Origin of the sequence: Frigoribacterium sp. VKM Ac-1396 (genome assembly GCF_015350895.1) — a bacterium.
Taxonomy (GTDB): Bacteria; Actinomycetota; Actinomycetes; order Actinomycetales; family Microbacteriaceae; genus Frigoribacterium.
Window position 1 is genome coordinate 470119 of the sequence record NZ_JADKSD010000002.1, and the last position, 21461, is coordinate 491579.

Consider the following 21461-nt stretch of genomic DNA (forward strand, 5'->3'; position numbering starts at 1 on the left):
GGCCGCCGCACTAGGGTGGCTGCCGGCACGCTGACGAAAGGCACCCCATGCACACCACCGACGGTCGGGTCGCCGTTCTCGGCGACGCCCTCATCGACGAGATCCGCACCGACGAGGGGTCGACCGACCACGTCGGCGGCGCCGGCCTCAACGTCGCCGTCGGGCTCAGCCGCCTCGGCGTACCGACGACGTTGCTCGCCTCGATCGGCGACGACGCCGACGGCGAGGCGATCCGAGCGTTCCTGGCCGAGCACGGCGTCGAGCTGGTCGCGACGACCAACCCCCTCGGCACCGGTCGGGCGGTGTCGCTGCGGGTCGACGGCGAGCCGACCTACGTCTTCACCGACGCCGCCGTCGCGCGCGGCCTCGACTTCTCGCCCGAGCAGCTCAGGGTGCTCGAGGCGGCTCCGGTCGTCGCGGTCAGCTCGTACCCGTTCGACGACGCCGCCCTCACCGACCGTCTGTTGCGCGTCGTCGGCACCGACCCCGTGCGGCTGGTCGTCGACCCGAACCCGCGCCCCGGGTTCTTGCCCGGCGGGGCCGCACAGATCGCCGACTTCGCGGCCGGCTTCGCGCGGGTCGCGGCGTCGGCCCTGCTCGTCAAGGTCGGCGACGACGACGCCGAGCTCGTCGCCGGGTGCTCGCTCGCCGACTGGCAGGAGGCGCTGCTCGCCTCGGGCACCGGGGGAGTCCTCGCGACACGCGGCTCGGCCGGGGCGAGCCTGGTGCTCGCCGGGTCGGCGGACGCGGCCTCGGGCACGGCCCTGACCCGCGGCATCTCGTCGGCCGACGGCGAGGTCGTCGACACGATGGGCGCCGGGGACGCGACCTTCGCCTCGATCGTCGCCTCGTTGCTCGCCGAGCGGCGTCAGCCCGGTTCGGTCGACTGGTCGGGGGCGCTCGAGGGGGCCATGGACGTCGCGGCGGCGACGGTCAGGGCTCCGGGGGCGCTGCTGCGGCTGCCCCGCTGACGCCGACGCGGCTCAGCCGACCCGCACCTCCTGCGCTCTGCCGTCGCGCGGACGCCGCCGCGCGGACGCCGCCGTGTGGACACGACGCCGCGGCATGCGGCGGCGTCTCGTCCACCCGGCGGTGTGTCGGACGGTCGACGGCGCGGCTCAGCCGAGCGACTCGGCGACCGCCCGGGCCTTGCCCGACAGGTACCAGTGCGAGCGGGCCCCGGTCTCGACCGGCTGCATGCCGACCACGACCTTGCCGCGCGAGTGCTGCTCGGCGAGGTCTTCGAAGGCCTGGGCGATGTAGTCGAACGGGTAGAAGCCCGAGACGAGCACGCGCAGCTTGTTCTCGGCGATCAGCTTCGCGAGGGCCGAGAGGATCATGGCCGGCTCGGTGTCGTCGCGCTCGGCGCCGATGAAGCGGATCTCGCGCTCGAGGCGGTCCTCGCTCGAGCTGAACCGCGACGGCAGGACGCCGAGGTCGGTGCTGAGGGCCGGGTTGTCGCCGCCGAAGTTGTCGATGAAGGCCGTCACCGAGCGGTCGGTGCCTGCCGCCTTGTCGATGCGCTCGCGCAGGCCCTCGCCGTAGTCGACCGGCACGACGCCGATCGAGCGGAGGTAGTCGTGGTTGCCGGGGCTGCACGTGCCGATCACCTTGGCGCCCAGCTGCATCGCGAGCTGGCACTCGATGTGGCCGACGCCGCCCGCCGCGGCCGTGATGACCACGACGTCGTCCGGGCCGAGGTGCAGGCTGCGGACGGTGTCGTACGCCGTCGCTCCCGCCAGGTAGAGGCCGCCCGCGACCTCCCACGGGACGTGCTGCGGCTTCGGCACCACGGCGCTCGCCGGCACGGCGATGTAGGTCGCGTGCGCGCCTCCGCCGACCGCGTGGCCGATCACCTCGGCCCCGACCGAGAAGTTGCGCACGGCCGCCCCGCGCTTCTTGACGATGCCGGCGAAGCACGACCCCTCGCGGGCGGGGAACTCGAGGGGCAGCCGGTCGACGAAGTCGCCCTGCCGGATGAAGTTCTCGATGTGGTTGAGGCCCGCACAGATGACCTCGACGACGACCTCGTCGTCGGCGGGCGTCGGCAGCGGCTGCTCGACGAAGTGCAGCTGGGCGACGTCGCCGTACGCGTCGAACTCGATGGCCTTGCCTGAACGTGCCATGACGTGCCTCCACTGCGGTCGTCGCGGCGGCTCCTGTGCCGTCGCGAGGGTGAGTGAAGTGTGCGCCCTCCGTGCCCGGGCCGACCGCAGGGCACGCTTCGAGTTGCCTGGGACGCCTGGCGGGTGCGGGGGTGTCGGGTGCCCGCTGCCCGCTGCCCGCTGCCCGCTGCCCGGTGCCTGTTGCTCGGCGCCCGGCGCCCGGTGCCTGTTGCTCGGCGCCCGGTGCCCGGGCCCGGTGCCCGCCATCGCGGTCAGGAGGCGCGGGTCGGCCTCGTCGTCAGAGCTGGTCGGTCGGCACCGAGAACGTGTCGCACGCCGTCGCGCCCTGGCTGCGCCCGGTCTCGAACCACTTCTGGCGCTGCTCGGCCGAGCCGTGCGTCCAGGTGTCGGGGTCGACCTGCCCGCCGCCCGCGGACTGGATGCGGTCGTCGCCCACGGCCGCCGCGGCGTCGAGTGCGTCGGCGACCTGCTGGTCGGTGACGGGCTCGAGGAACGTCACGCCGTTCGCGTCCTGGACGGTCGACGCCGCACCGACCCAGGCGCCGGCGTAGCAGTCGGCCTGGACCTCGAGCCGGATGGTGTCGGAGCCCGGCCCGGTGTCGCTGCGGTCGGCGCGGTCGAAGGCGCCGGTCAGCTGCTGGATGTGGTGGCCCCACTCGTGACCCACGACGTACATCTGGGCGAGGGGGCCGCCGCTCGCGCCGAACTGCGAGCGCAGCTGCTCGAAGAAGTCGGTGTCGACGAAGAGCGCCTCGTCGGGCGGGCAGTAGAACGGGCCGGTGGCGCTCGTCGCGCCACCGCAGCCGGTGTCGGTCGACCCGCTGAACAGGAAGAAGTCGGGCGTGCGGTAGTCGCTGACGCCCAGGGCCGGTGCCTCATCGCCCCAGTACGTGTTGAGCGAGGTCGCGGCACCCACCATCCGGCAGTCGATGCTGTCGTTGGCCTGGGCGCCGGTGGTGCACTCGGACGAGAGGTCGCCGGAGTCCAGCGGTTGCGCGGCGCCCGAGCCGGTGCCACCACCGAGCAGGCCCGAGACGTCGACGCCGGTGGCCTGGCTGATGAGGAACACCGCGATCACGCCGACGATGCCGAGGCCGCCGCCGGCGATCCCCGCCGTGCGACCGCGACCACGTCGCCTGACCTTGCTGCCGTCGAGGCGCGCGTCGTCGTTGAATGACATGTCGCCGACGGTAGCGCAGCGGGGGCGTCGGTGCCCCTCACTGGCCCCCAGCGGCGTCGGCGACTTTCGCGGGCGTCAGTGCGCTCGTCGAGCGTCAGCGCCCTTCGGCGGCTTCTTGCGCCTCGCGCTCCTTGCGCAGCACCTCGCGGCCGGCGTTGCGCTCTTTGACGCGCAGTTCTTCTTCGCGCACGTCGGCGTGGATGCCGCGCTCGGTGCGCAACCAGTCGGGCATCTCGTCGAGCAGGGCGTGGATCTGCTCGGTGGTCATGACGTCGTCGACGCCGGCGCGGGCGAGGCCCGAGGTCGAGATGCCGAGCTTCTGCGCGACGACCGGGCGCGGGTGCGGGCCGGTGCGGCGCAGCTCGGAGAGCCACTCGGGCGGGTTCGTGCTGAGCTCGGCGAACGCCTCGCGCGTGACGGGGGAGGCCTGGAACTCGTCGGGCGTGGCCGGCAGGTACACCCCGAGCTTCTTGGCGGCCGTGAAGGGCTTGAGGGTCTGCGGCTGCTTGCCGGACGGCGCGTCGGAGGTCATCTGCCCAGGGTACCGGGCCGATACCCTCGACCCATGACGACCGAGCCGACCCGTGCCCCGTTCCGCATCGGGGTCGTGCCCGGGGTGACCCTGTCGAAGTGGTCGAGGCTCTGGGCCGAGCGCCGGCCCGAGACCCCGCTGGCCTTCGTGCCGCTGGTCGACGTCGACGCGGTCCCGGCGCTCGCCGTGGCCCGCGGCGACGACCGCGTCGACATGGTGTTGGCACGGCTGCCGGTCGACGCCGAGGGGCTCTCGGTGATCCGCCTCTACGACGAGCGCGCCGTGGTCGTGGTGCCCAAGGACCACGTCGTCGCCGCGGCAGGCGCCGAGGACGAGGTCGAGGCGGCCGCGTTCGGGGGCGAGCACCGGCACGACCTCGACCCGGCGCTCTCGGCCGCCGACGCCGTCGCGGTCGTCGCCACGGGGGCGGGCGTCGCCGTGATGCCGCAGTCGCTCGCGCGCCTCCACGCCCGGAAAGAGGTCACCTACCGCTACGTCGCCGACCTGCCGCCGACGACGATCGCGCTGGTCTGGCCCGAGGGTGACCTGACCGACGACCTCGACGACTTCATCGGCGTCGTGCGGGGCCGCACGGCCCGCAGCTCGAGGTCGAGGAGGCGCGACGAACCCGAGCGCGAGGCCTCGGCCCGCAAGGGGGCGGCTCCCGACCCGCGCGGGGCGAAGCCGAAGCGCACGCCGCCGAAGGGCCGCGGGCCGCAGCGCGGCACGGGTCGCAGCCGGCCGCGCCGCGGCCGCTGACCCGCTCCGAACCGGTCGGTCTGACAAGCTGAGGGCATGTCGAAGAAGATCTGCCTGCTGACCGGCGCCGGCCGCACGTCCTCGATCGCGAACGGCATCGCGCACGAGCTCGCCGCCGACGGCTGGGACCTCGCCCTGACCACCTGGGACGGTTACGACGCCTCGATGCCCTGGGGTCTGGCGGCGATGGACGTCGGGTCGCTCGTCACCGAGCTCGAAGGGGCGGGTGCGCGCGTGGCCGTGTACCCGGCCGACCTGGCGGACCCGGAGACCCCCGCGCGCCTCCTCGGGGCGGTGAACGCCGACCTGGGGCCGGTCACGGCACTCGTGCTGTCGCACTCGCACAGCGTCGACTCGTCGATCCTCGACACGAGCCTCGAGAGCTGGGACGCGCACTACGCCGTCAACGTGCGGGCGGCCTGGCTGGCGATCAAGGCGTTCGCCGAGCAGCTGCCGCCGGTCGACCGGCTCGACGACGGCGCCCGGGTGGTCGCCCTGACCAGCGACCACGTCGTGCACAACCTGCCGTACGGCTCGAGCAAGGGGGCCCTCGACAGGCTCGTGATCGCGGCGGCCCGCGAGCTCGGTCACCTGGGCGTCTCGTCGAACGCGCTGAACCCCGGCCCGATCGACACCGGGTGGATGGACGACGAGATCCGCGCCAGCGGCACCGAGCAGCAGCCGACCGGGCGACTCGGGACGCCCGCCGACATCGGCCAGGTCGTGCGGTTCTTGCTGTCGCCCCCCGGCCGCTGGATCTCGGGCCAACTGATCAAGGCCGACGGCGGTTTCTCGGTCTGACCCGCGACGCTGCCGCACCGCACCGCCGCACCGCGCTGCCGCACCGCACCGCACCGCACCGCGTTTCGTGCACCGCACCGCGACTAGTTGCGGTGCGGTGCACGAAACGCGGAGCGGTGGTGCCGTGCGCGGCGGCTCGCTAGCATCCGGGCATGACCGAACCCGTGACGTTCCGCACGACCATCGCCGAGGCCCGCACGAACGCGACGGGCATCGTCGTGCCGCCCGAGGTCGTCGAGTCGTTGGCGTCGGGGAAGAAGCCCGCGGTCGTCGTCACGGTCGGGGGCCACACCTACCGCAGCACGGTCGCGAGCATGGGCGGGCGGTTCTTGATCCCGGTCAGTGCCGAGCACCGGGCGGCGTCCGGCGTCGTCGGCGGGCAGGAGGTCGAGGTCACGCTGACCCTCGACACCGAGCCGCGGGTGGTCGAGGTGCCGGCCGACCTGCGCGAGGCGCTCGACGCGGACGACGCGGCCCGCGCCTCCTACGCGTCCCTGTCGTACAGCCGTCAGCGCGCCCTCGTCGAACCGATCGGTGCGGCGAAGACCGCCGAGACCCGAGCGCGTCGGCTCGCCGCCGCACTCGCCGCCCTGGCCGGCTGAGCCCGCCCCGGCGCTGTACCCCGCGTCGCTGGGTGGGTCGTCGGCCGCGGCGGCGTACCGTCCACGCCACCACCGCGGGGCATCGGACGCCGCGGGGAGGACCGACACACCAAGGAGGCGCGATGTCGTTCAGCAAGGGAGACCACGTCACCTGGAACACCCCTCAGGGCGAGACCCACGGCACGGTCGTGGAGAAGCGCGTGAAGGAGTTCCAGCTCGACGGGCAGAAGTTCAAGGCGTCGGACGACGAGCCGTACTTCGTCGTCGAGAGCGACAAGAGCGGCGCGAAGGCGGCGCACAAGGGCTCGTCGCTGAGCCCGAAGAAGTAGCTCAGCTCGAAGAAGTAGCAGCACCCACCATCCCCGGTTCCACCTGCCCAGCCCCACCCCGCCACACCCCGACGAGGAGAACACCATGGCCGACCTGAACGACGTGCGCTGGAACGACGAGGCGCGCGACAAGATCCTGACCGACGCCGACAACGTGTTGCGCGATGCCGTCCGCGACGCCGCGGCCGCCCACTCGGGCGAGTCGTGGGAGGAGTCCTTCAAGGCGATCAACGAGGCCGTCAAGGACCGCTTCATCGACTACGAGCCGGGCCCGGACGTGCGCAAGTACGCCGAGGCGATCGAGCGCGGCGAGTTCAGCTGACCCGCGCCTCCTGGCCGGTGTCGACCCGACGCACCCGTGAGCTGAGCGCCACGGCGACCGCGACGGCGACGACGAGTCCGGCCAGGGCGGCGAGCGTCGCCGGCGTGCCGATCAGCTCGGTGAGCGGGCCCACCGTCACCTCACCGACCGGCACGCCGGCGAGCGACGCCAGCGTCAGGCACGAGAACACCCGGCCGAGGTAGGCGCCCGGCACCTGCCGCTGCACGACCACGTCGAGCGGCACGGTGAAGATCTCGAGGCCGACGCTCGCGGCGAAGAGCCCGAGGGCGATCCAGAAGAACCAGTGCAGCGGGTCGAAGACCACCGGGTCGGTGCCGTAGGCGAACGACAGCAGCACGAGCGGCAGGGCCAGCGCCGCCGCACCGAGGCAGGCGGCCCAGAGCCGCAGGCGACCGCGCAGGGCACCGGCCCAGAACGCACCCGCGATCAGGCCGAGCGTCTGCACCGCCCCGGCGAAGCCCCAGAGCAGGCGCCCGAACGATTGGTCGGCGACCAGTGGCCCGACGACCTGCACCCCGCCAGCGAACGCGAACTGGAACGTGAACGCGAGCGCCGCCGTCGAGGCCAACCAGCGGGTGCGCCATACGAAGCCGAGCCCGCTGCCGAGGTCGCTCAGCACCGTGGTGCCTCCGGAGGCGCGGGCACCGCCCCGGGGCAGCCCCACGAACACGACGGCCGCGACCGCGAAGACCCCGGCCCCGACGGCCAGGGCGACGCCCGAGCCCGCGGTGCCCACCACGGCGCCGCCCACCGCCGTGCCGACGACGAGGCCGACGTTCATGCCGATGCGGCTGAGGACGGTCGCGTCGCGCAGCCGGTCGTCGGGCACCGTCTCACGGAGCAGGACACTGGTGGCCGGACCGAAGAACGCCGCCGCTGCCCCGTTGACCGCCCCGACGGCGGCGAGGCTGACGAGCGTCTCGGACTGCGTGAGCATGAGCGCGGCCGCCGCGACGAGCGACCCGGCCGACACCCACGACGACACGATCGCCACGAGGCGCTTCGAGAACCGGTCGGCGAGGGCGCCGCCGACCAGCACGAGCACGATGTTCGGCACCGAGCGGGCGACGACCACCAGGCCGAGGTCGACGGCGTCGGCGCCGAGGTCGACCGCCGCGAAGACGATCGCGAGGGGGGCGAGCCCGCTGCCCAGCCACGAGAACAGCCGCCCGACCCAGAGGGCCCGGAAGGCAGGCGTTCTCAGCAGCGACCACGGCACCGCTGAACTCTATGCCGACGCCCCGTGCGTCGACGCCGCGTCCCGAGGCGTCGTCACGGGCGGACCGGACGACCTAGGCTGACCCCGATGGACGCCTCCGAGCCCGACGCGACCCGCGCCGACGTGAGCGACGCCGACCCGGTCGGCGTCGTGCGCGAGCCCGGCCGGTATCGCAAGGGCATCGCCAAGCGTGAGGCGATCCTCGACGCGGCCCTGCCCGTCTTCGGCAAGGTCGGGTTCCACGGGGCGACGCTCCGCGAGATCGCCCGACGCTGCGGCGTCTCGCACCAGTCGCTGATGCACTACTTCCCGACCAAGGACGAACTGCTGATGGCCGTGCTGCGGCGACGCGACGAACGCCTGCGTCGGCACTTCGAGGACGACGGGGGCATGCGCGTCGACGAGCTCGTGGCGCTCGCCGAGTACAACGTCGACGTGCCCGTGGTGATCTCGCTCTTCATCACGGCGTCGGCCGAGGCCACGTCGCCCGACCACCCGGCGCACCACTACTACGCCGACTACTACGAGCGCATCGTCTCGTCGACCTCGGCCTACCTCGGGCTCGCCCAGGCCCGGGGCTGGTTGCGCGACGGCTTCACCGCCGAGTCCGCGGCCCGCGTCGTGCTGGCCGTGCAGGACGGCCTGCAACTGCAGTGGTTGTACGAGCGCGACGCCGTGGACGTGCCCGCACTGATGCGGCTCGTGATCGGCAGCGTCCTCACGGTGCCGACGAGCGAACTCGACGCCGCCGTGCGGGACGCGGCCGGGCGCGCGGGCTGACCCGCGCCTCCCGGGTGCTCGACCGGCCGCGGCCGGTCACTTCGCGCTGATGCGCTGGAACTTCCGGATGCAGAGCGGCACGAAGACGACGAGCATGACCGCGATGCCGAGCAGGACGGTCGCGTAGGGGTGCTGCATCGTCCAGATGTCGGGCACCGGGGTGTCGCCCAGGTTGCCGAACGAGGTGCGGGCGGCCTGCACGAGCGACGACACCGGGTTCCACTCGGCGAAGACCCGCAGCACGGTCGGCAGGGTGTCGCTCGGCACGAAGGCGTTCGAGACGAACGTCAACGGGAACAGGATCATGAACGACGCGTTGTTGATGGTCTCGGGCGTCTTGACGCTCATGCCGAGCAGCGCCATCACCCAGCTGAACGAGTAGCTGAACAGCAGCAGCAGGGCGACGCCACCGACGAACGACGCCGGTGACGCGTTCACCCGCCAGCCGACCGCGAGGCCGGTCAGCATCATGATCACCATCGAGATCGTGTTGAGCACCAGGTCGCTGTTCGTGCGACCGATCAGCACGGCCGACGGGCTCATCGGCAGGGTGCGGAACCGGTCGATGATGCCCTCTTTCAGGTCTTGCGCCATGGCCGCTCCCGAGAAGGTCGAGCCGAAGACCACGGTCTGCGCGAAGATGCCGGCCATCAAGAACTGCGTGTAGTCGGTGCCCTCGACGGCGATGGCGCCGCCGTAGACCTGGCTGAACAGCAGCACGAACATGATCGGCTGCAGCACGGCGAAGATCAGCATGTCGGGCGAGCGCTTGACCTTGATCAGGTTGCGCTTGGTGACGGTCCAGCCGTCCGACGCCCAGGTGCCGACGCCGGTGTCGGTCGACGGGCGCAGGGTCTGGGTGAGGGCGGCGGTGGTGCCGGTGGTGGTCATGCGCGTGCCTCGTTCTTCTTCGTGCCACGTCGTCCGCGGCCTCGGCCGCCGCCCGCGTCGTCGCCGGGGGAGTCGGCGTCGTCGCCCGCGTCGTCGTCGGCCGCACGGTGACCGGTGAGCTGCAGGAAGACGTCGTCGAGTGTGGGGCGCCGCATGCCGGCGTCGTGCAGTTCGATGCCGGCCGCACCGAGGTCGGCCAACGTGCGCTGCAGGGCGGTCGGGCCGTCGGTGACCGCGACCTCGAGCTGACGGCCGTCGGCGCCGACGCTCGGGTCGGAGTCGCCGTGTCGTCGCAGCACCTCGACGGCCTGGTCGGCGCGGGCCTCGTCGACGAGGGCGACGACCAGGCGGTGGCCGCCGACCTGCGCCTTGAGCTGGTCGGCCGTCCCCTCGGCGATCACGGCCCCGCCGTCGATGACCGAGATGTCGTCGGCCAGCCGGTCGGCCTCCTCGAGGTACTGCGTGGTCAGCAGCACCGTCGTGCCGCCGTCGACGAGCCCCGTGATGATGTCCCAGAGGGCGAGCCGGCTGCGCGGGTCGAGTCCCGTGGTCGGCTCGTCGAGGAACAGCACGCGCGGGTTCGTGACGAGCGCGCCGGCGAGGTCGATGCGTCGCCGCATGCCACCCGAGAAGCCCTTCACCGGGCGGTCGCCCGCGGCGGTCAGGTCGAAGAGGTCGATGAGCTCGCGGGCCCGGTCGCGGCTGACCCGGCTGCCCAGGTGGTAGAGGCGACCGATCATGTCGAGGTTCTCGAAGCCGGTGAGGTTCTCGTCGACCGCGGCGTACTGCCCCGAGACGCCGATGGACCGGCGGACCGCCTGGGCGTCGTCGACGACGTCGAGCCCGGCGATCGTGGCCGTGCCCGAGTCGGGTCGCTCGAGGGTGGTGAGCATCTTCACCCCGGTCGTCTTGCCGGCGCCGTTCGGCCCGAGCAGCGCCTTGACGGTGCCCTCGGGCACGGTCAGGTCGAGGCCGGTCAACGCCCGGACCGGCCCGGACTTCGACCGGTAGGTCTTCGTCAGGCCGCGTGCTTCGATCATCGCCATGCGTGCTCCCGGTGGTGAGGGTCGCCCGCCCGTCGGCAGACGGGTCGGTCTTGGTGAGCGCTGTGCGTCACCTGAACGCGCCCAAGGTAGCGCTCCGCAGCCGCCGCCGCCAGTGCCTGTCGAGCCCGTGACGACGGGAAGGCGACGAGGAGGCGCGGCGCACGTCACGTTCTCGCGTCAAACCTTGCCGGGTGGCAAGTTCCGTCCTACATTCATCCCATGACCACCATCGACGAGACGGCGGGGCCGTCCACCGCTGAACAGCTCCTGCCCGTCGGCATCGGCGACGACGCCGTCGCCCTGGCCCGCCGCTGGGCGCACGAGGCGTCGAGCGCCCCGAGCACCGGCTCGGCCCACCTGCTCGCCCAGGTGCTGAAGGACGAGTCCGGGCTCGCCTTCACGATCGGGTTCGTCGACCGGGTCGTCCGCCCCGAAGACCTCGGCGTCGCCGCCCGCAACCTGTCGGTGCTGGCGAAGCAGGCCCCGGCCTTCCTGCCGTGGCACATGCGCAGCGCCGTGCGCCTCGGCGGCGTCATGGCCCCCGTGCTGCCCGGCGTCGTCGTGCCGATCGCCCGTCGCGTGCTGCGCGGCATGGTCGGCCACCTCGTCGCCGACGCCCGGCCGGCCAAGCTCGGTGCCGCCATCGCGAAGATCAAGAAGGCCGAGACGCGGCTGAACCTCAACCTGCTCGGCGAGGCCGTGCTGGGCGACGCCGAGGCCGAGCACCGTCTCGCCGGCACCCGGGCCCTGCTCGCCCGAGACGACGTCGACTACGTGTCGATCAAGGTGTCGTCCATCGTCAGCCAGCTCTCGATGTGGGCCTTCGACGAGACCGTCGAGCGCGTGGTCGAGAAGCTCACCCCGCTCTACGAGCTCGCCGCCGAGTCGCCGAAGCCCAAGTTCATCAACCTCGACATGGAGGAGTACCGCGACCTCGACCTCACGATCGCGGTCTTCACGCGCCTCCTCGACCAGCCGCAGCTGAAGGGCCTCGAGGCCGGCATCGTGCTGCAGACCTACCTGCCCGACGCCCTCGGCGCGCTGCAGCACCTCACCACCTGGGCGACCGAGCGCGTCGACGCCGGCGGCGCCCCGATCAAGGTGCGCATCGTCAAGGGGGCGAACCTCGCGATGGAGACCGTCGACGCCACGGTGCACGAGTGGCCCCTCGCGACCTACGACACCAAGCAGGGCAGCGACACGAACTACAAGCGGGTGCTGGCCTGGGCGTTCACGCCCGAGCGCACCCGGGCCGTGCGCGTCGGGGTCGCCGGCCACAACCTGTTCGACATCGCCTTCGCGCACCTGCTGGCCGAGGCCCGCGGCGTGGGCGACCGGGTCGAGTTCGAGATGCTGCTGGGCATGGCCGAGGGGCAGGCCGAGCTCGTCAAGGCCGACGTCGGCGGGCTGCTGCTCTACACGCCCGTCGTGCACCCCCGCGAGTTCGACGTCGCCATCAGCTACCTGATCCGTCGCCTCGAAGAGAACGCCTCGAGCGAGAACTTCATGTCGGCCGTGTTCGAGCTCGCCTCGAACGAGGCCATGTTCGAGCGCGAGAAGGGGCGGTTCCTCGCGTCGCTCGCCGACGTCGACGGCGACGCCCCGGCGCCGCACCGCGTGCAGAGCCGCCTCGACGCGGCCCAGGCGCTGCAGCCGCGCCCGGCCGGCAGCGGCTTCGACAACGAGCCCGACACCGACCCCGCCCTCGCCGACAACCGGGCCTGGGGCCGCGAGATCGCCGCGCGCTCGGCCGACTCGCGCCTCGGCGTCGAGCTGATCGAGTCCGCCCGCATCACCGACGTCGCCGCCCTCGACGCCATCGTCGCGGACGCCGTGGCGGCGTCCACCGACTGGGCGGCCCGGGGAGGCGCGGGCCGGGCGGTCGTCCTGCGCGAGGCCGCGGCCACGCTGTCGGCCCGACGCGCCGACCTGATGGAGGTCGCGGCGAGCGAGACCGGCAAGACGGTCGCCGAGGGCGACGTCGAGGTCAGCGAGGCGATCGACTTCGCCAACTGGTACGCGCACCTCGCCGAAGAGCTCGACCGGGTCGACGGCGCGACGTTCGTGCCCGAGCGACTCACCCTGATCACCCCGCCCTGGAACTTCCCCCTCGCGATCCCGGCCGGCTCGACCCTCGCGGCGCTCGCCGCGGGCAGCAGCGTCGTGATCAAGCCGGCCGGCCAGGCGAAGCGGAGCGGCGCCGTCATGGTGCAGGCCCTCTGGGACGCCGGCGTGCCCCGTGAGGTGCTCAAGCTGGTCGACGTCGACGAGGGCGACCTCGGGCGCCACCTGGTCTCGCACCCCTCGGTCGACCGCGTGATCCTCACCGGTGCCTTCGAGACCGCCGCGCTCTTCACCAGCTGGCGCACCGACCTGCCCCTGCTCGCCGAGACCAGTGGCAAGAACGCGATCGTCGTCACCCCGAGTGCCGACCTCGACCTGGCCGCCTCCGACGTCATCAAGTCGGCGTTCGGCCACGCGGGGCAGAAGTGCTCGGCGGCGAGCCTGGTGATCCTCGTCGGCTCGGTCGCGACGTCGGAGCGCTTCCGCCGTCAGCTCGTCGACGCCGCCTCCACCCTGCGCGTCGGCCTGCCCTCCGACCCGACGACGCAGATGGGCCCCATCGTCGAACCGGCCCACGGCAAGCTCGAGCGGGCGTTGACCTCCCTCGGAGCGGGTGAGACCTGGCTGGTCGAACCGAAGCAGCTCGACGACACGGGCCGTCTCTGGTCGCCCGGCGTCCGCGCCGGCGTCGCCGCGGGCAGCGAGTTCCACCTGACCGAGTACTTCGGCCCCGTCCTCGGCATCATGACCGCGACGACCCTCGACGAGGCGATCGAGTTGCAGAACGCGACCGACTACGGGCTGACGGCCGGACTGCACACCCTCGACCCCGCCGAGCTGTCCACCTGGCTCGACCGCGTCGAGGCGGGCAACCTCTACGTCAACCGGGGCATCACCGGCGCGATCGTGCGGCGCCAGCCGTTCGGCGGCTGGAAGAAGTCGTCGGTCGGCGCGGGCGCCAAGGCCGGTGGCCCGAACTACCTCGTGCACCTCGGGTCGTGGCGACCCACCGCGCTGACCGAGCCGCAGGAGGCGCGCCCGGGTCGCGAGGCCCTGGCCGCCCTCGAGGCCGCGTCGCCGCTGCTCGGGGCGTCGGGTGCGTCGGCCTCCGACGACCTGCGTGCCGCTGCCGCCGGCGACGAACACTTCTGGGCGACCGAGTTCGGCGTCGCCCGCGACGTGAGCGACCTCGGCCTCGAGCGCGACCTGCTGCGCTACCGCGCGCTGCCGGTGACGGTCCGCGCCGCCGACGGCGCCGCACCGGCCGACCTGGTCCGTGTGCTGCTCGCCGGCCTCCGCTCGGGCGCCCCGCTCACGGTGTCGTCGTCGATCGAGCTGCCCGTCGCGCTCGTCCGGGCGCTCGGCCTCGCGGCCTCCGACGTGGTGCACGAGGACGACGCGGCCTGGCACGCCCGGGTGCGCGCGGGCCGGCTGTCGACCGAGCGCGTGCGGTTGGTGACGGGCGCGGGCGACGCGACCCGCGCCTCCTCGGCCCTCGCCGACGCCCTCGGCGGCGACCCGGCGGTCGCCGTGTTCGCGGCCCCCGTGACGCCGACCGGCCGCCTCGAGCTGCTGCCGTTCCTGCGCGAGCAGGCCGTCGCCATCACGGCGCACCGGTTCGGCAACCCCGACCCGTGGAGCGCCGACGTCATCTGACCCGCCCCTGCGACACCGCACCGCGTGTCGTGCACCACACCGCGTCGAGACGAGGTGCGGTGCACGACACCCGGTGCGGTGCGACGAGGTGTGTTCCGGGGCGACTCAGCCGGCGACGACCTCGACCTTGGTCCAGCCGGGTTCGCGGCGGTCGAACGCCTCGTAGGCCTCGATCGCCGAGCCGATGCCCTCGTGTTCGGTGATGAAGGCCGTCGGGTCGAACTGGCCCGACGCGACCAGGTCGATCAGGGGCGGCGTCACCGAGTGGTGGTCGCAGTTGCCCATGCGGACGGTGAGGTTCTTCAGCATCGCCTCGCCGAACGGGAACGACGTGACGGTCGGCGAGTAGACGCCGATGACGCCGATGCGGCCGTACTTCGCGACGACCTCGACGGCCCAGCGCAGGGCCTGCGTCGGGGCGTTGCCGGGCACCCACTGGTCGCCCTGCGGGTTCGCGTCGGGGGCGACCTGCTCGACCTCGGCGGCGAACTCGGCGGCCGTGTCGGCATCGGGTGCTGCCGGGCCGTGGCTCGCGTGCTGCGCGTCGACGCCGACCGCGTCGATGACGGCGTCGACTCCGGCTCCGGCGGTGAGGCGCTTGATGGTCTCGACCGGATCCTCCTCGTCGAAGTCGACGATCTCGGCGTTCTGGGCGAGGGCCTGCGCGAGGCGCGTCTCCTCGCGGTCGACGACGATGACCCGGCTCGCACCCTGCTTGAAGGCCGAGGCGATCGCGAACTGGCCGACCACGCCGGCACCGAAGACGGCGACCACGTCACCGCGGGTGACCCCGGCCAGCTGGGCGCCGAACCAGCCGGTGGGAAAGATGTCGCTCAGCAGGATCGCCTGCTCGTCGCTCACCGTGTCGGGCAGGCGGTGCATCGTGTTCTGGGCGAAGGGCACGCGCACCGCCTCGGCCTGCAGGCCGTTCACCGGGCCTGTCGAGGCCGGGCCGCCGAAGAAGCAGGTGCCGGCGTCGGGGCCGTTGGGGTTCGCGACGTCGCACTGGGCCGTCTGCCCCTGACGGCAGTACCGGCAGGTGCCGCACGAGACGGTCGAGTTGATGACGACGCGGTCGCCGGCGCTGAAGCCGCGCACGTCGTCGCCGACCGCCGTGACGACGCCGACGGCCTCGTGACCGAGGATCGTGCCCTCGGCCATCGGGGCCATGGTGCCGCGCACGAAGTGCAGGTCGGTGCCGCAGATCGCACTGCGGGTGATGCGGACGACCGCGTCGGTGGGGTCGACGATCGTGGGGTCGGCGACCTCGTCGAGTCGGATGTCGCCGATGCCGTGCCAGACGACTGCCTTCATGGGGGTGGTCCTTCCGTCGAGTCGATTCGCGACGGCGGCCGACCGGATCGTGCCGGTCCGCTGCCGTTACCCGGGTGACGGTAGGCCGCCTTCGCGCGGCGGGAGGTGTGCCCTGGCACAGAGAACGGGGGACGCTGCCTCCGCCCGCCGACCCGAGCGCATCCGCGGTGTACGGGCCTCAGACCGAGGGCTGCCCCGCGGCGTACCAGGCGGCGAGGCGCCGCAGGCCCTCGTCGACGCTCACGGCCGGCGCCCAGTGCAGGTCGCGCTGCGTGCGCCGCTGGTCGAACCAGTGGGCGGTCGACAGCTGCTCGGCGAGGAACCTCGTCATCGGCGGCTCGTCGGCGCCCGGGCGCACGGCCCAGACCCGTTCGACGAGTGACCCCGCGGCACGGGCGGCCGCGGCGGGCACCCGGAGGCGCGGGGCGGGCACCCCGGCCGCCGCGCAGATGCCGGCCATCAGGTCGGCGACGGTGCGGGGCTCGCCGTTGCTGATCACGTACGCCCGACCGCTGACCTCGTCGATGCGCTCGAGGGCGGCGGCGATTCCGGACGCCGCGTTGTCGACGTAGGTCGAGTCGATCAGGGCGGCGCCGTGGCCGAGCAGGGGCAGGCGGCCCGAGCGGGCCCGGTCGACGATGCGCTCGACGAGCTGCGTGTCGCCCGGGCCCCAGACGAGGTGCGGGCGCACGGCGACGACGTGCAGGTCGGCGTCGGCCGCCGCGAGGGCGACGCGCTCGGCCGCGGCCTTGGTGCGGGCGTAGTCGCCGCGGGCGTGACCGGGCGAGGCGGGCAGGGCGTCGTCGCCGACGATCGACGAGCCGGCGTGTGCCACCGAGGGCGACGACACGAACACCAGGCGTGACGCCGAGGAGGCGCGCATCGCCTCGACGAGGGAGCGCGTGCCCCCCACGTTGACGGCCTCGAACTCGGCCGCGTCACCGGTGAGCGACACCTTGGCCGCGAGGTGGACGACGGCGTCCTGGTCGCGGACGCCGGCAGCGACCGCCTTCGCGTTCGTCATCGAGCCGAGGACGTCGCGGGCCCCGGGCACACCCGACGGGCGCCGCTGGAGGGTCGTGACCTCGTGCCCTGCGGCGGCGACGGCCCGGGCCACGGCGCCGCCGAGCAGGCCGCTCGCCCCGGTGACCAGCACCCTCACGGCTGCTCCCCGCGCTCGGGGGCGGGCGCGTTCGTCGTCGTCGGTCGCCCCCGGCGGCCCGCGTCCGCCGAACCCGCCCGGGTGGGGGCGACGCCGCGGGTCACGGGCGGCGCATCCGTCCGCCCGACAGCACGGACGTGGCCCAGCCGGCGAGGCCGGTGCGGTCGATCTTGCTGTTGTGCCGGACGTCCGTCGGCAGCTGCGGCACGACGAGCACGGCGGCCACGGGTCGTCCCGACGCGCCGGCGACGGCCGAACGGACCGAGGCCGCCAGGGCTGCGGAGACCAGCCCCGGGAGACGAGCCGGGGGGACGGCCTCGGCGACGACGACGACCTGCTGCGTGCCGGCCGGGCCGACGCCGACGACGGCGGCGCGGGCGATGCCGGCCAGCGCCTCCACGGCCTGTTCGGACGCCACCGGCGTCAGGACGCCCGTGGGCGTCGTGATCACGTGGGGCAGACGGCCCTCGACCCAGAGGCGTCCCTGCGCGTCGAGGTGCCCGACGTCGCCGGTGCGGTGCCAGCGGGTCTCGGCGGTCGAGCCGAGGCGGCTCGCGCGGTGCGTCAGCCAGAGCCGGTCGTAGTGGTCCTCGACGTGCGGGGCCGAGACGACGATCTCGCCGGTCACGCCGACGTCGTCGACGAAGGCCGAGGAGGCGCGGCCCGCCTCGTCGAGAGGAGCGATGCGGACCGTCGTGGTCGCCCCGGGCAGCCCGACGCAGACGCCGCCCGCGTCGGGCGCACCCGCGGCGACGGCGGCTTCGCGGTCGGCGGTCGCCGCACGCACGCCCTCGAGCGTGACGTCGGTCAGCAGCAGGCCCTCGGTCATGCCGTACGGCGTGTGGGGCGTCGCGTTCGGCATGAGGTCGCCGGCAGCCGCCAGCAGCGTCTCGGAGACGGGCGCGCCGGCCGACAGGAACGTCTCGACGCCGGCCAGGGCACGGCGGTCGGTGGCGTCGAGGCCGTCGGCGGTCGCGACGACGTTGGCGAGCGCGGCGGGGGAGAGGAAGACGACGGTGGCGTCGACGGCCGCGGTCGCGGCGGCCACCGCCCGGGCCGTCAGGGTGCGGGGCTTCGTGACGTCCATGTCGGGCGTGACGCTCGTCGCTCCGAGGGCGGGCCCGAGCAGGGCGAACGGCGCGAAGCCGGCGACGAGTCCGGTGCCCGGCCCCACGCCGTACTGCTCGGCCAGGGCGTCGCGCAGGGCGGTCAGCTGGCCGTGACGGTAGACGACGCCCTTGGCGGGGCCGGTCGAGCCCGAGGTGAACAGGATCGCGGCCTCGGCGTCCGACGTCGGCGCCTCGGGCAGGTCGGCGAGGGCGTCGTGGGCCCGTCGGCCCAGGGCGGCGATCTCGGGCAGCGAGGCCTCGACGCCGAGGGCCTTCGCGGCGACCGGTGACAACGTCGTGGTCGAGATCTTTCGGCCGGGCCAGCCGAGGGCGGTCGCCGCGGTCAAGCCGGGCACCTGCCCGATGACGTGGTCGGGCCAGGCGCCGCGGACCGCACGGGTCAGGCCGCGGACGCCCAGGCCGGCGTCGGCCACGACCACGACGGCGCCGACGCGGACGCAGGCGTAGAGCACGGCGGTCAGATCGGCACCGGGCTGCACGAGCAGCGAGACCCGGTCACCCGGCCGCACGCCGTGCTTGCGCAGGCCGAGGGCGATCTCGCGGACGCGGCGGGCCAGCAGGCTCCAGCTGACCGAGCGGGGGCCCTCGGCACCCGCGGGGGCCATCTCGACGAGCGCGGTGGCCGGGCTGTCGGCAAGGGAGTCGAGGTGCGACCAGAGCGGGCGGTCCTGCGGGGAGGCGACCCGCGCCTCCTGGGCTCGGGGGGTGTCGGCGGTGTCGGCGTCGCCGGCGCCGGTGCCGGCCGTGCCGTCGGGCAGGCGGTCGCCGAGCCAGGTGAGCACGGCACCGGCGTAGTCGACGTCCTCGGCGACGAGGTGACCCGCGCCCTCGAAGCGGTGGACGTCGGCGTGCGGCAGCCGGTCGACGAGGTCGTCGAGGTACCGGTCGGAGAAGATCGGGTCGCGCGGGCCCCAGAGCATCAGGGCCGGCACGGTGAGTTTGCGCAGGCCCTCGGCGATGCGGTCCAGCTCGGGGCTGCTGACGTGCTCGTCGTCGACGGGGATGTCGGCCACGAAGCCGCCGATGCCCCCGCGCCGGTCGGCCTGGCGGTACGGCGCCCGGAAGCCCGCCCTCACCTCGGCCGAGAGCGGCGGGTGGGCGAGGCCGAGGGTGACGTCGAGGAATCCGGTCGTGCCGACGGTCGCCCGGCCCAGTACGCCGCGTGCGAGGGTGAGGCGCAGGGGCGCAGGGATCTTCTCGCCCTCGGGCTGGTGGATCGCGGTGTTCAGCAGCATCAGCCCGGCGAGCTGCCCGGGGTGGTCGACCGCCCAGCCCGACGAGACGACGCCGCCCCAGTCGTGGCCGAGGGTCACGACGGGCCCGGTGACCCCGAGGGCGTCCGTCAGGTCGCCCAGGTCGGCCACGCGACGGGCCAGGGTCTGCGGTGAGCCGGTGCGCTCCGAGAACCCCATGTCGAGCTGGTCGACGGCGACGACCCGCCAGGCGGGCCCGCCGGCGGCGGCGGCCTCGACCGTGCGGGCGACGAGTCGGCGCCACAGGTACGACCAGGTGGGGTTGCCGTGCACGCAGAGGATCGTGCCGACGGGTTCGGCACCCAGGGCCGCCAGCGCGTCGCCGTTGTCGAGGACGTGCCAGGTGCGGGAGGCGCGGTGCGAGCCGAGCCCGTACGGCACGTCGACGAGGCGCGACCACGACGGGTCGAGCCCGTCGAGACCCGCGGGGGGACGTGACGCCGGCGCCGTGGCGGAGGCGGACCGCGGGAGCCGACTCACCAGGCGAGCTCCATCATCGCGGTGTTGATGCCCGAGCCGACGCCCATCAGCAGCACGCGGTCGCCCTTGCTGAGGGTCTTGCTCTCTTCGACCAGCGTGATCGGGATCGACGCCGGGCCGACGTTGCCGAGCGTGGGGTAGGTCAGCGGGACGAGCTTCTTGTCGATGCCCGCGGCCTTGACGAAGGCGCCGGTGTGCACGTCGCTGACCTGGTGCATGATGTAGCGGTCCATGCGCTGCCAGTTCCAGTCGCGCTTCGCTTCTTTCCAGGCCGAGACGACGAGCTCCATGCCGCGCTTGAGCAGGGCCTTGGCATCGGTGAACATGCCGTCGACGCTGCCGACGCACAGGTCGTAGTTCTCCGTGGCGGCGCGCGTCACCCCGCCGACGATGCGGTGGCCCTCGGGGTGCAGGTCCGCCCGGCCGATGACGGCGGCGGCGGCACCCGAGCCGAGGGTCAGGCTGGCGAACTCGCTCATGAAGTCGTCGCGGCCGTAGCCCTTGGTGAGCAGGCGGTCGATCGTGTTGACCTGGACGTCGTCGGCGTCCTCGCCGTCGATGATGACGGCGTAGTCGACCTGGCCGGCGTCGATCAGCTGTGCCGCGAGCGTCATGCCGTTGACGAAGCCGAGGCAGGCGTTGGCGATGTCGAAGTTCGTGGCCGACGAGGGCAGGCCGAGGCCGTGGTGCAGGCGGACCGCGACCGAGGGCTCGAGGTGCGGACGCGTGACCGAGGTGTTGATCAGCAGGCCGACCTGGTCGGGGCGGATGCCGGCCTCGGCCATGGCGCGCTTGCCGGCGTCGATGGCCGCCGAGTCGAAGCTCTGCTCGGTGCTCCAGTTGCGGCGCTCGTACACGCCGGCGACGCGCTGCAGCAGGCCGGTCGGCAGCTTGAGGCGCTTGAGCACGGGCAGGAGCTTCTCGTCGATGCTCTCGGAGGTCGTGACCCGGTCGGCCATCGTGCTGGTGACCGACAGCAACGCGACGTTGCTGTGCCGGGTCGTAGCGTTTCCGTTCAACGGAACTCCCTGTCGAGTTGTGGCGGGGTGGGGCTGCACGCGCGCGCGGGGTCGCGAGCGGAGCCGAACGTCGTGGGCACCGGTCTGGTGCACCCGTCAGTTTACGGCGACGGACGCTGGGTGGTTGCCAGGTTGACGGGGCACGTCCATGCCGCGAACGGCATGCGGCGGGCGGGTGCGGCGTCAGGCCTCGGGGTCGCGGGGCAGCGCGATGATGCGACGCCGGTCGTCTCGGGACCACCAGACGAGGTCGGCGACGGCCCAGGTGACGGCCCCCAGCCCGGCCAGCACGACGACCACCGTGACGACGGTGACGCTGCCGCCGCCGACCGTCAGGGCGGCGACGATGCTCGCGATCACGACGAGCGCGCAGAACACCGTGACGGCGGGCAGCACGATGCCGCCGCGCTTGGTCAGCAGCCAGTTCGGCACGTCGGGGTCGACGTGCACGTCGCGTCGTCGCACGGTGCCTCCTCGGCAGGTCGGGTCCCGGCGATCGTAGCCCGCGCACCTTGTACCCTCGGGTGCATGAGCGACCTGCGGCGACCCTGGTTCACCCTGACGAAGACGGGCGCCGTGGTGCCCGCCGTGTTCGAGGTGCTGATCGGCGTGTTCGGCCTCGTCGTGCAGGTGCTCAACATCGCCTCGGGGGTGCCGGTCCAGGCGCTCACCGTGATCATCCTGGTCGTGGCCCTGCTGCTGATCGGGCAGGGCGTCGCCGACCTGGTCTGGTGGAGCAAGGACGGCCGACGCGCGAGGGCCCGCCAGGTCTGAC

Annotated in this window: 20 protein-coding genes; 9 read left to right on the plus strand and 11 right to left on the minus strand. The window is 73.4% G+C overall.

Annotated elements, in window-relative coordinates; all coding sequences use genetic code 11:
* The first annotated feature begins 47 nt into the window (after positions 1-47).
* Positions 48-971: a carbohydrate kinase family protein gene (locus ITJ55_RS09255; protein ID WP_194595105.1), complete on the plus strand. Its 924-nt coding sequence runs from the start codon at positions 48-50 to the stop codon at positions 969-971.
* Positions 972-1118: 147 nt separating this feature from the next.
* Here the strand turns inward: ITJ55_RS09255 and ITJ55_RS09260 are convergent, their stop codons facing one another.
* From ITJ55_RS09260 to ITJ55_RS09270, 3 genes are all read right to left on the minus strand, one after another.
* Entirely contained in the window at positions 1119-2126 is a 1008-nt protein-coding gene (locus ITJ55_RS09260; protein WP_194595106.1) for an NADP-dependent oxidoreductase, read from the minus strand.
* A gap of 277 nt (positions 2127-2403) precedes the next feature.
* A complete protein-coding gene (locus ITJ55_RS09265; protein WP_194595107.1) occupies positions 2404-3306 on the minus strand; it encodes a neutral zinc metallopeptidase in 903 nt (300 codons plus the stop codon).
* A gap of 94 nt (positions 3307-3400) precedes the next feature.
* A complete protein-coding gene (locus ITJ55_RS09270; protein WP_194595108.1) occupies positions 3401-3838 on the minus strand; it encodes a DUF5997 family protein in 438 nt (145 codons plus the stop codon).
* Positions 3839-3871: 33 nt separating this feature from the next.
* Between ITJ55_RS09270 and ITJ55_RS09275 the strand changes: the two genes are divergently transcribed.
* From ITJ55_RS09275 to ITJ55_RS09295, 5 genes are all read left to right on the plus strand, one after another.
* Positions 3872-4597 carry a LysR substrate-binding domain-containing protein gene (locus ITJ55_RS09275; protein ID WP_194595109.1) on the plus strand — a complete coding sequence of 242 codons (726 nt, stop codon included), beginning with the start codon at positions 3872-3874 and terminating at the stop codon, positions 4595-4597.
* Between the two features lie 36 nt (positions 4598-4633).
* Positions 4634-5398 (plus strand): SDR family oxidoreductase, encoded by a 765-nt coding sequence (locus tag ITJ55_RS09280; protein WP_194595110.1) that lies wholly within the window; start codon positions 4634-4636, stop codon positions 5396-5398.
* Between the two features lie 152 nt (positions 5399-5550).
* Positions 5551-6000 carry a YdeI/OmpD-associated family protein gene (locus ITJ55_RS09285; protein ID WP_194595111.1) on the plus strand — a complete coding sequence of 150 codons (450 nt, stop codon included), beginning with the start codon at positions 5551-5553 and terminating at the stop codon, positions 5998-6000.
* A 122-nt stretch (positions 6001-6122) separates the two neighbouring features.
* Complete coding sequence (locus ITJ55_RS09290; protein WP_194595112.1) at positions 6123-6329, plus strand: DUF2945 domain-containing protein; 207 nt, start codon at positions 6123-6125, stop codon at positions 6327-6329.
* An 85-nt stretch (positions 6330-6414) separates the two neighbouring features.
* Positions 6415-6651 carry a hypothetical protein gene (locus ITJ55_RS09295; protein WP_056259415.1) on the plus strand — a complete coding sequence of 79 codons (237 nt, stop codon included), beginning with the start codon at positions 6415-6417 and terminating at the stop codon, positions 6649-6651.
* Here ITJ55_RS09295 and ITJ55_RS09300 read toward each other — a convergent pair.
* Positions 6644-7891 (minus strand): MFS transporter, encoded by a 1248-nt coding sequence (locus ITJ55_RS09300; RefSeq protein WP_194595113.1) that lies wholly within the window; start codon positions 7889-7891, stop codon positions 6644-6646. The two genes, ITJ55_RS09295 and ITJ55_RS09300, sit on opposite strands and share 8 nt — an antisense overlap.
* A gap of 87 nt (positions 7892-7978) precedes the next feature.
* Here ITJ55_RS09300 and ITJ55_RS09305 point away from each other — a divergent pair, with 87 nt between their 5' ends.
* Complete coding sequence (locus tag ITJ55_RS09305; protein ID WP_194595114.1) at positions 7979-8671, plus strand: TetR/AcrR family transcriptional regulator; 693 nt, start codon at positions 7979-7981, stop codon at positions 8669-8671.
* Between the two features lie 36 nt (positions 8672-8707).
* Here ITJ55_RS09305 and ITJ55_RS09310 read toward each other — a convergent pair whose 3' ends face one another.
* Together ITJ55_RS09310 and ITJ55_RS09315 are read right to left on the minus strand one after the other, a co-directional pair.
* Complete coding sequence (locus tag ITJ55_RS09310) at positions 8708-9562, minus strand: ABC transporter permease (RefSeq protein ID WP_194595115.1); 855 nt, start codon at positions 9560-9562, stop codon at positions 8708-8710.
* Positions 9559-10608 carry an ATP-binding cassette domain-containing protein gene (locus ITJ55_RS09315; protein WP_194595116.1) on the minus strand — a complete coding sequence of 350 codons (1050 nt, stop codon included), beginning with the start codon at positions 10606-10608 and terminating at the stop codon, positions 9559-9561. Before ITJ55_RS09315 ends, ITJ55_RS09310 begins: the two co-directional genes overlap by 4 nt.
* Positions 10609-10827: 219 nt before the next feature.
* Between ITJ55_RS09315 and ITJ55_RS09320 the strand changes: the two genes are divergently transcribed.
* Positions 10828-14328, plus strand: a complete 3501-nt coding sequence (locus ITJ55_RS09320) for a bifunctional proline dehydrogenase/L-glutamate gamma-semialdehyde dehydrogenase (RefSeq protein ID WP_194595117.1) — start codon at positions 10828-10830, stop codon at positions 14326-14328.
* A 105-nt stretch (positions 14329-14433) separates the two neighbouring features.
* Here ITJ55_RS09320 and ITJ55_RS09325 read toward each other — a convergent pair whose 3' ends face one another.
* From ITJ55_RS09325 to ITJ55_RS09345, 5 genes are all read right to left on the minus strand, one after another.
* A complete protein-coding gene (locus ITJ55_RS09325; protein WP_194595118.1) occupies positions 14434-15642 on the minus strand; it encodes an alcohol dehydrogenase catalytic domain-containing protein in 1209 nt (402 codons plus the stop codon).
* A gap of 178 nt (positions 15643-15820) precedes the next feature.
* Positions 15821-16804 (minus strand): NAD-dependent epimerase/dehydratase family protein, encoded by a 984-nt coding sequence (locus tag ITJ55_RS09330; protein ID WP_194595119.1) that lies wholly within the window; start codon positions 16802-16804, stop codon positions 15821-15823.
* Positions 16805-16904: 100 nt separating this feature from the next.
* The gene (locus tag ITJ55_RS09335; protein ID WP_370544099.1) at positions 16905-19667 is read right to left on the minus strand and encodes an alpha/beta fold hydrolase; all 2763 of its coding nucleotides are present in this window, start codon (positions 19665-19667) and stop codon (positions 16905-16907) included.
* Positions 19664-20686, minus strand: a complete 1023-nt coding sequence (locus ITJ55_RS09340; RefSeq protein ID WP_056259399.1) for a 3-oxoacyl-ACP synthase III — start codon at positions 20684-20686, stop codon at positions 19664-19666. The genes ITJ55_RS09335 and ITJ55_RS09340 overlap by 4 nt, the downstream gene beginning before the upstream one ends.
* 183 nt (positions 20687-20869) lie before the next feature.
* Positions 20870-21151: a hypothetical protein gene (locus tag ITJ55_RS09345; RefSeq protein ID WP_157490123.1), complete on the minus strand. Its 282-nt coding sequence runs from the start codon at positions 21149-21151 to the stop codon at positions 20870-20872.
* Between the two features lie 63 nt (positions 21152-21214).
* Between ITJ55_RS09345 and ITJ55_RS09350 the strand changes: the two genes are divergently transcribed.
* Positions 21215-21460, plus strand: a complete 246-nt coding sequence (locus ITJ55_RS09350) for a hypothetical protein (RefSeq protein ID WP_194595120.1) — start codon at positions 21215-21217, stop codon at positions 21458-21460.
* Position 21461 lies beyond the last annotated feature (1 nt).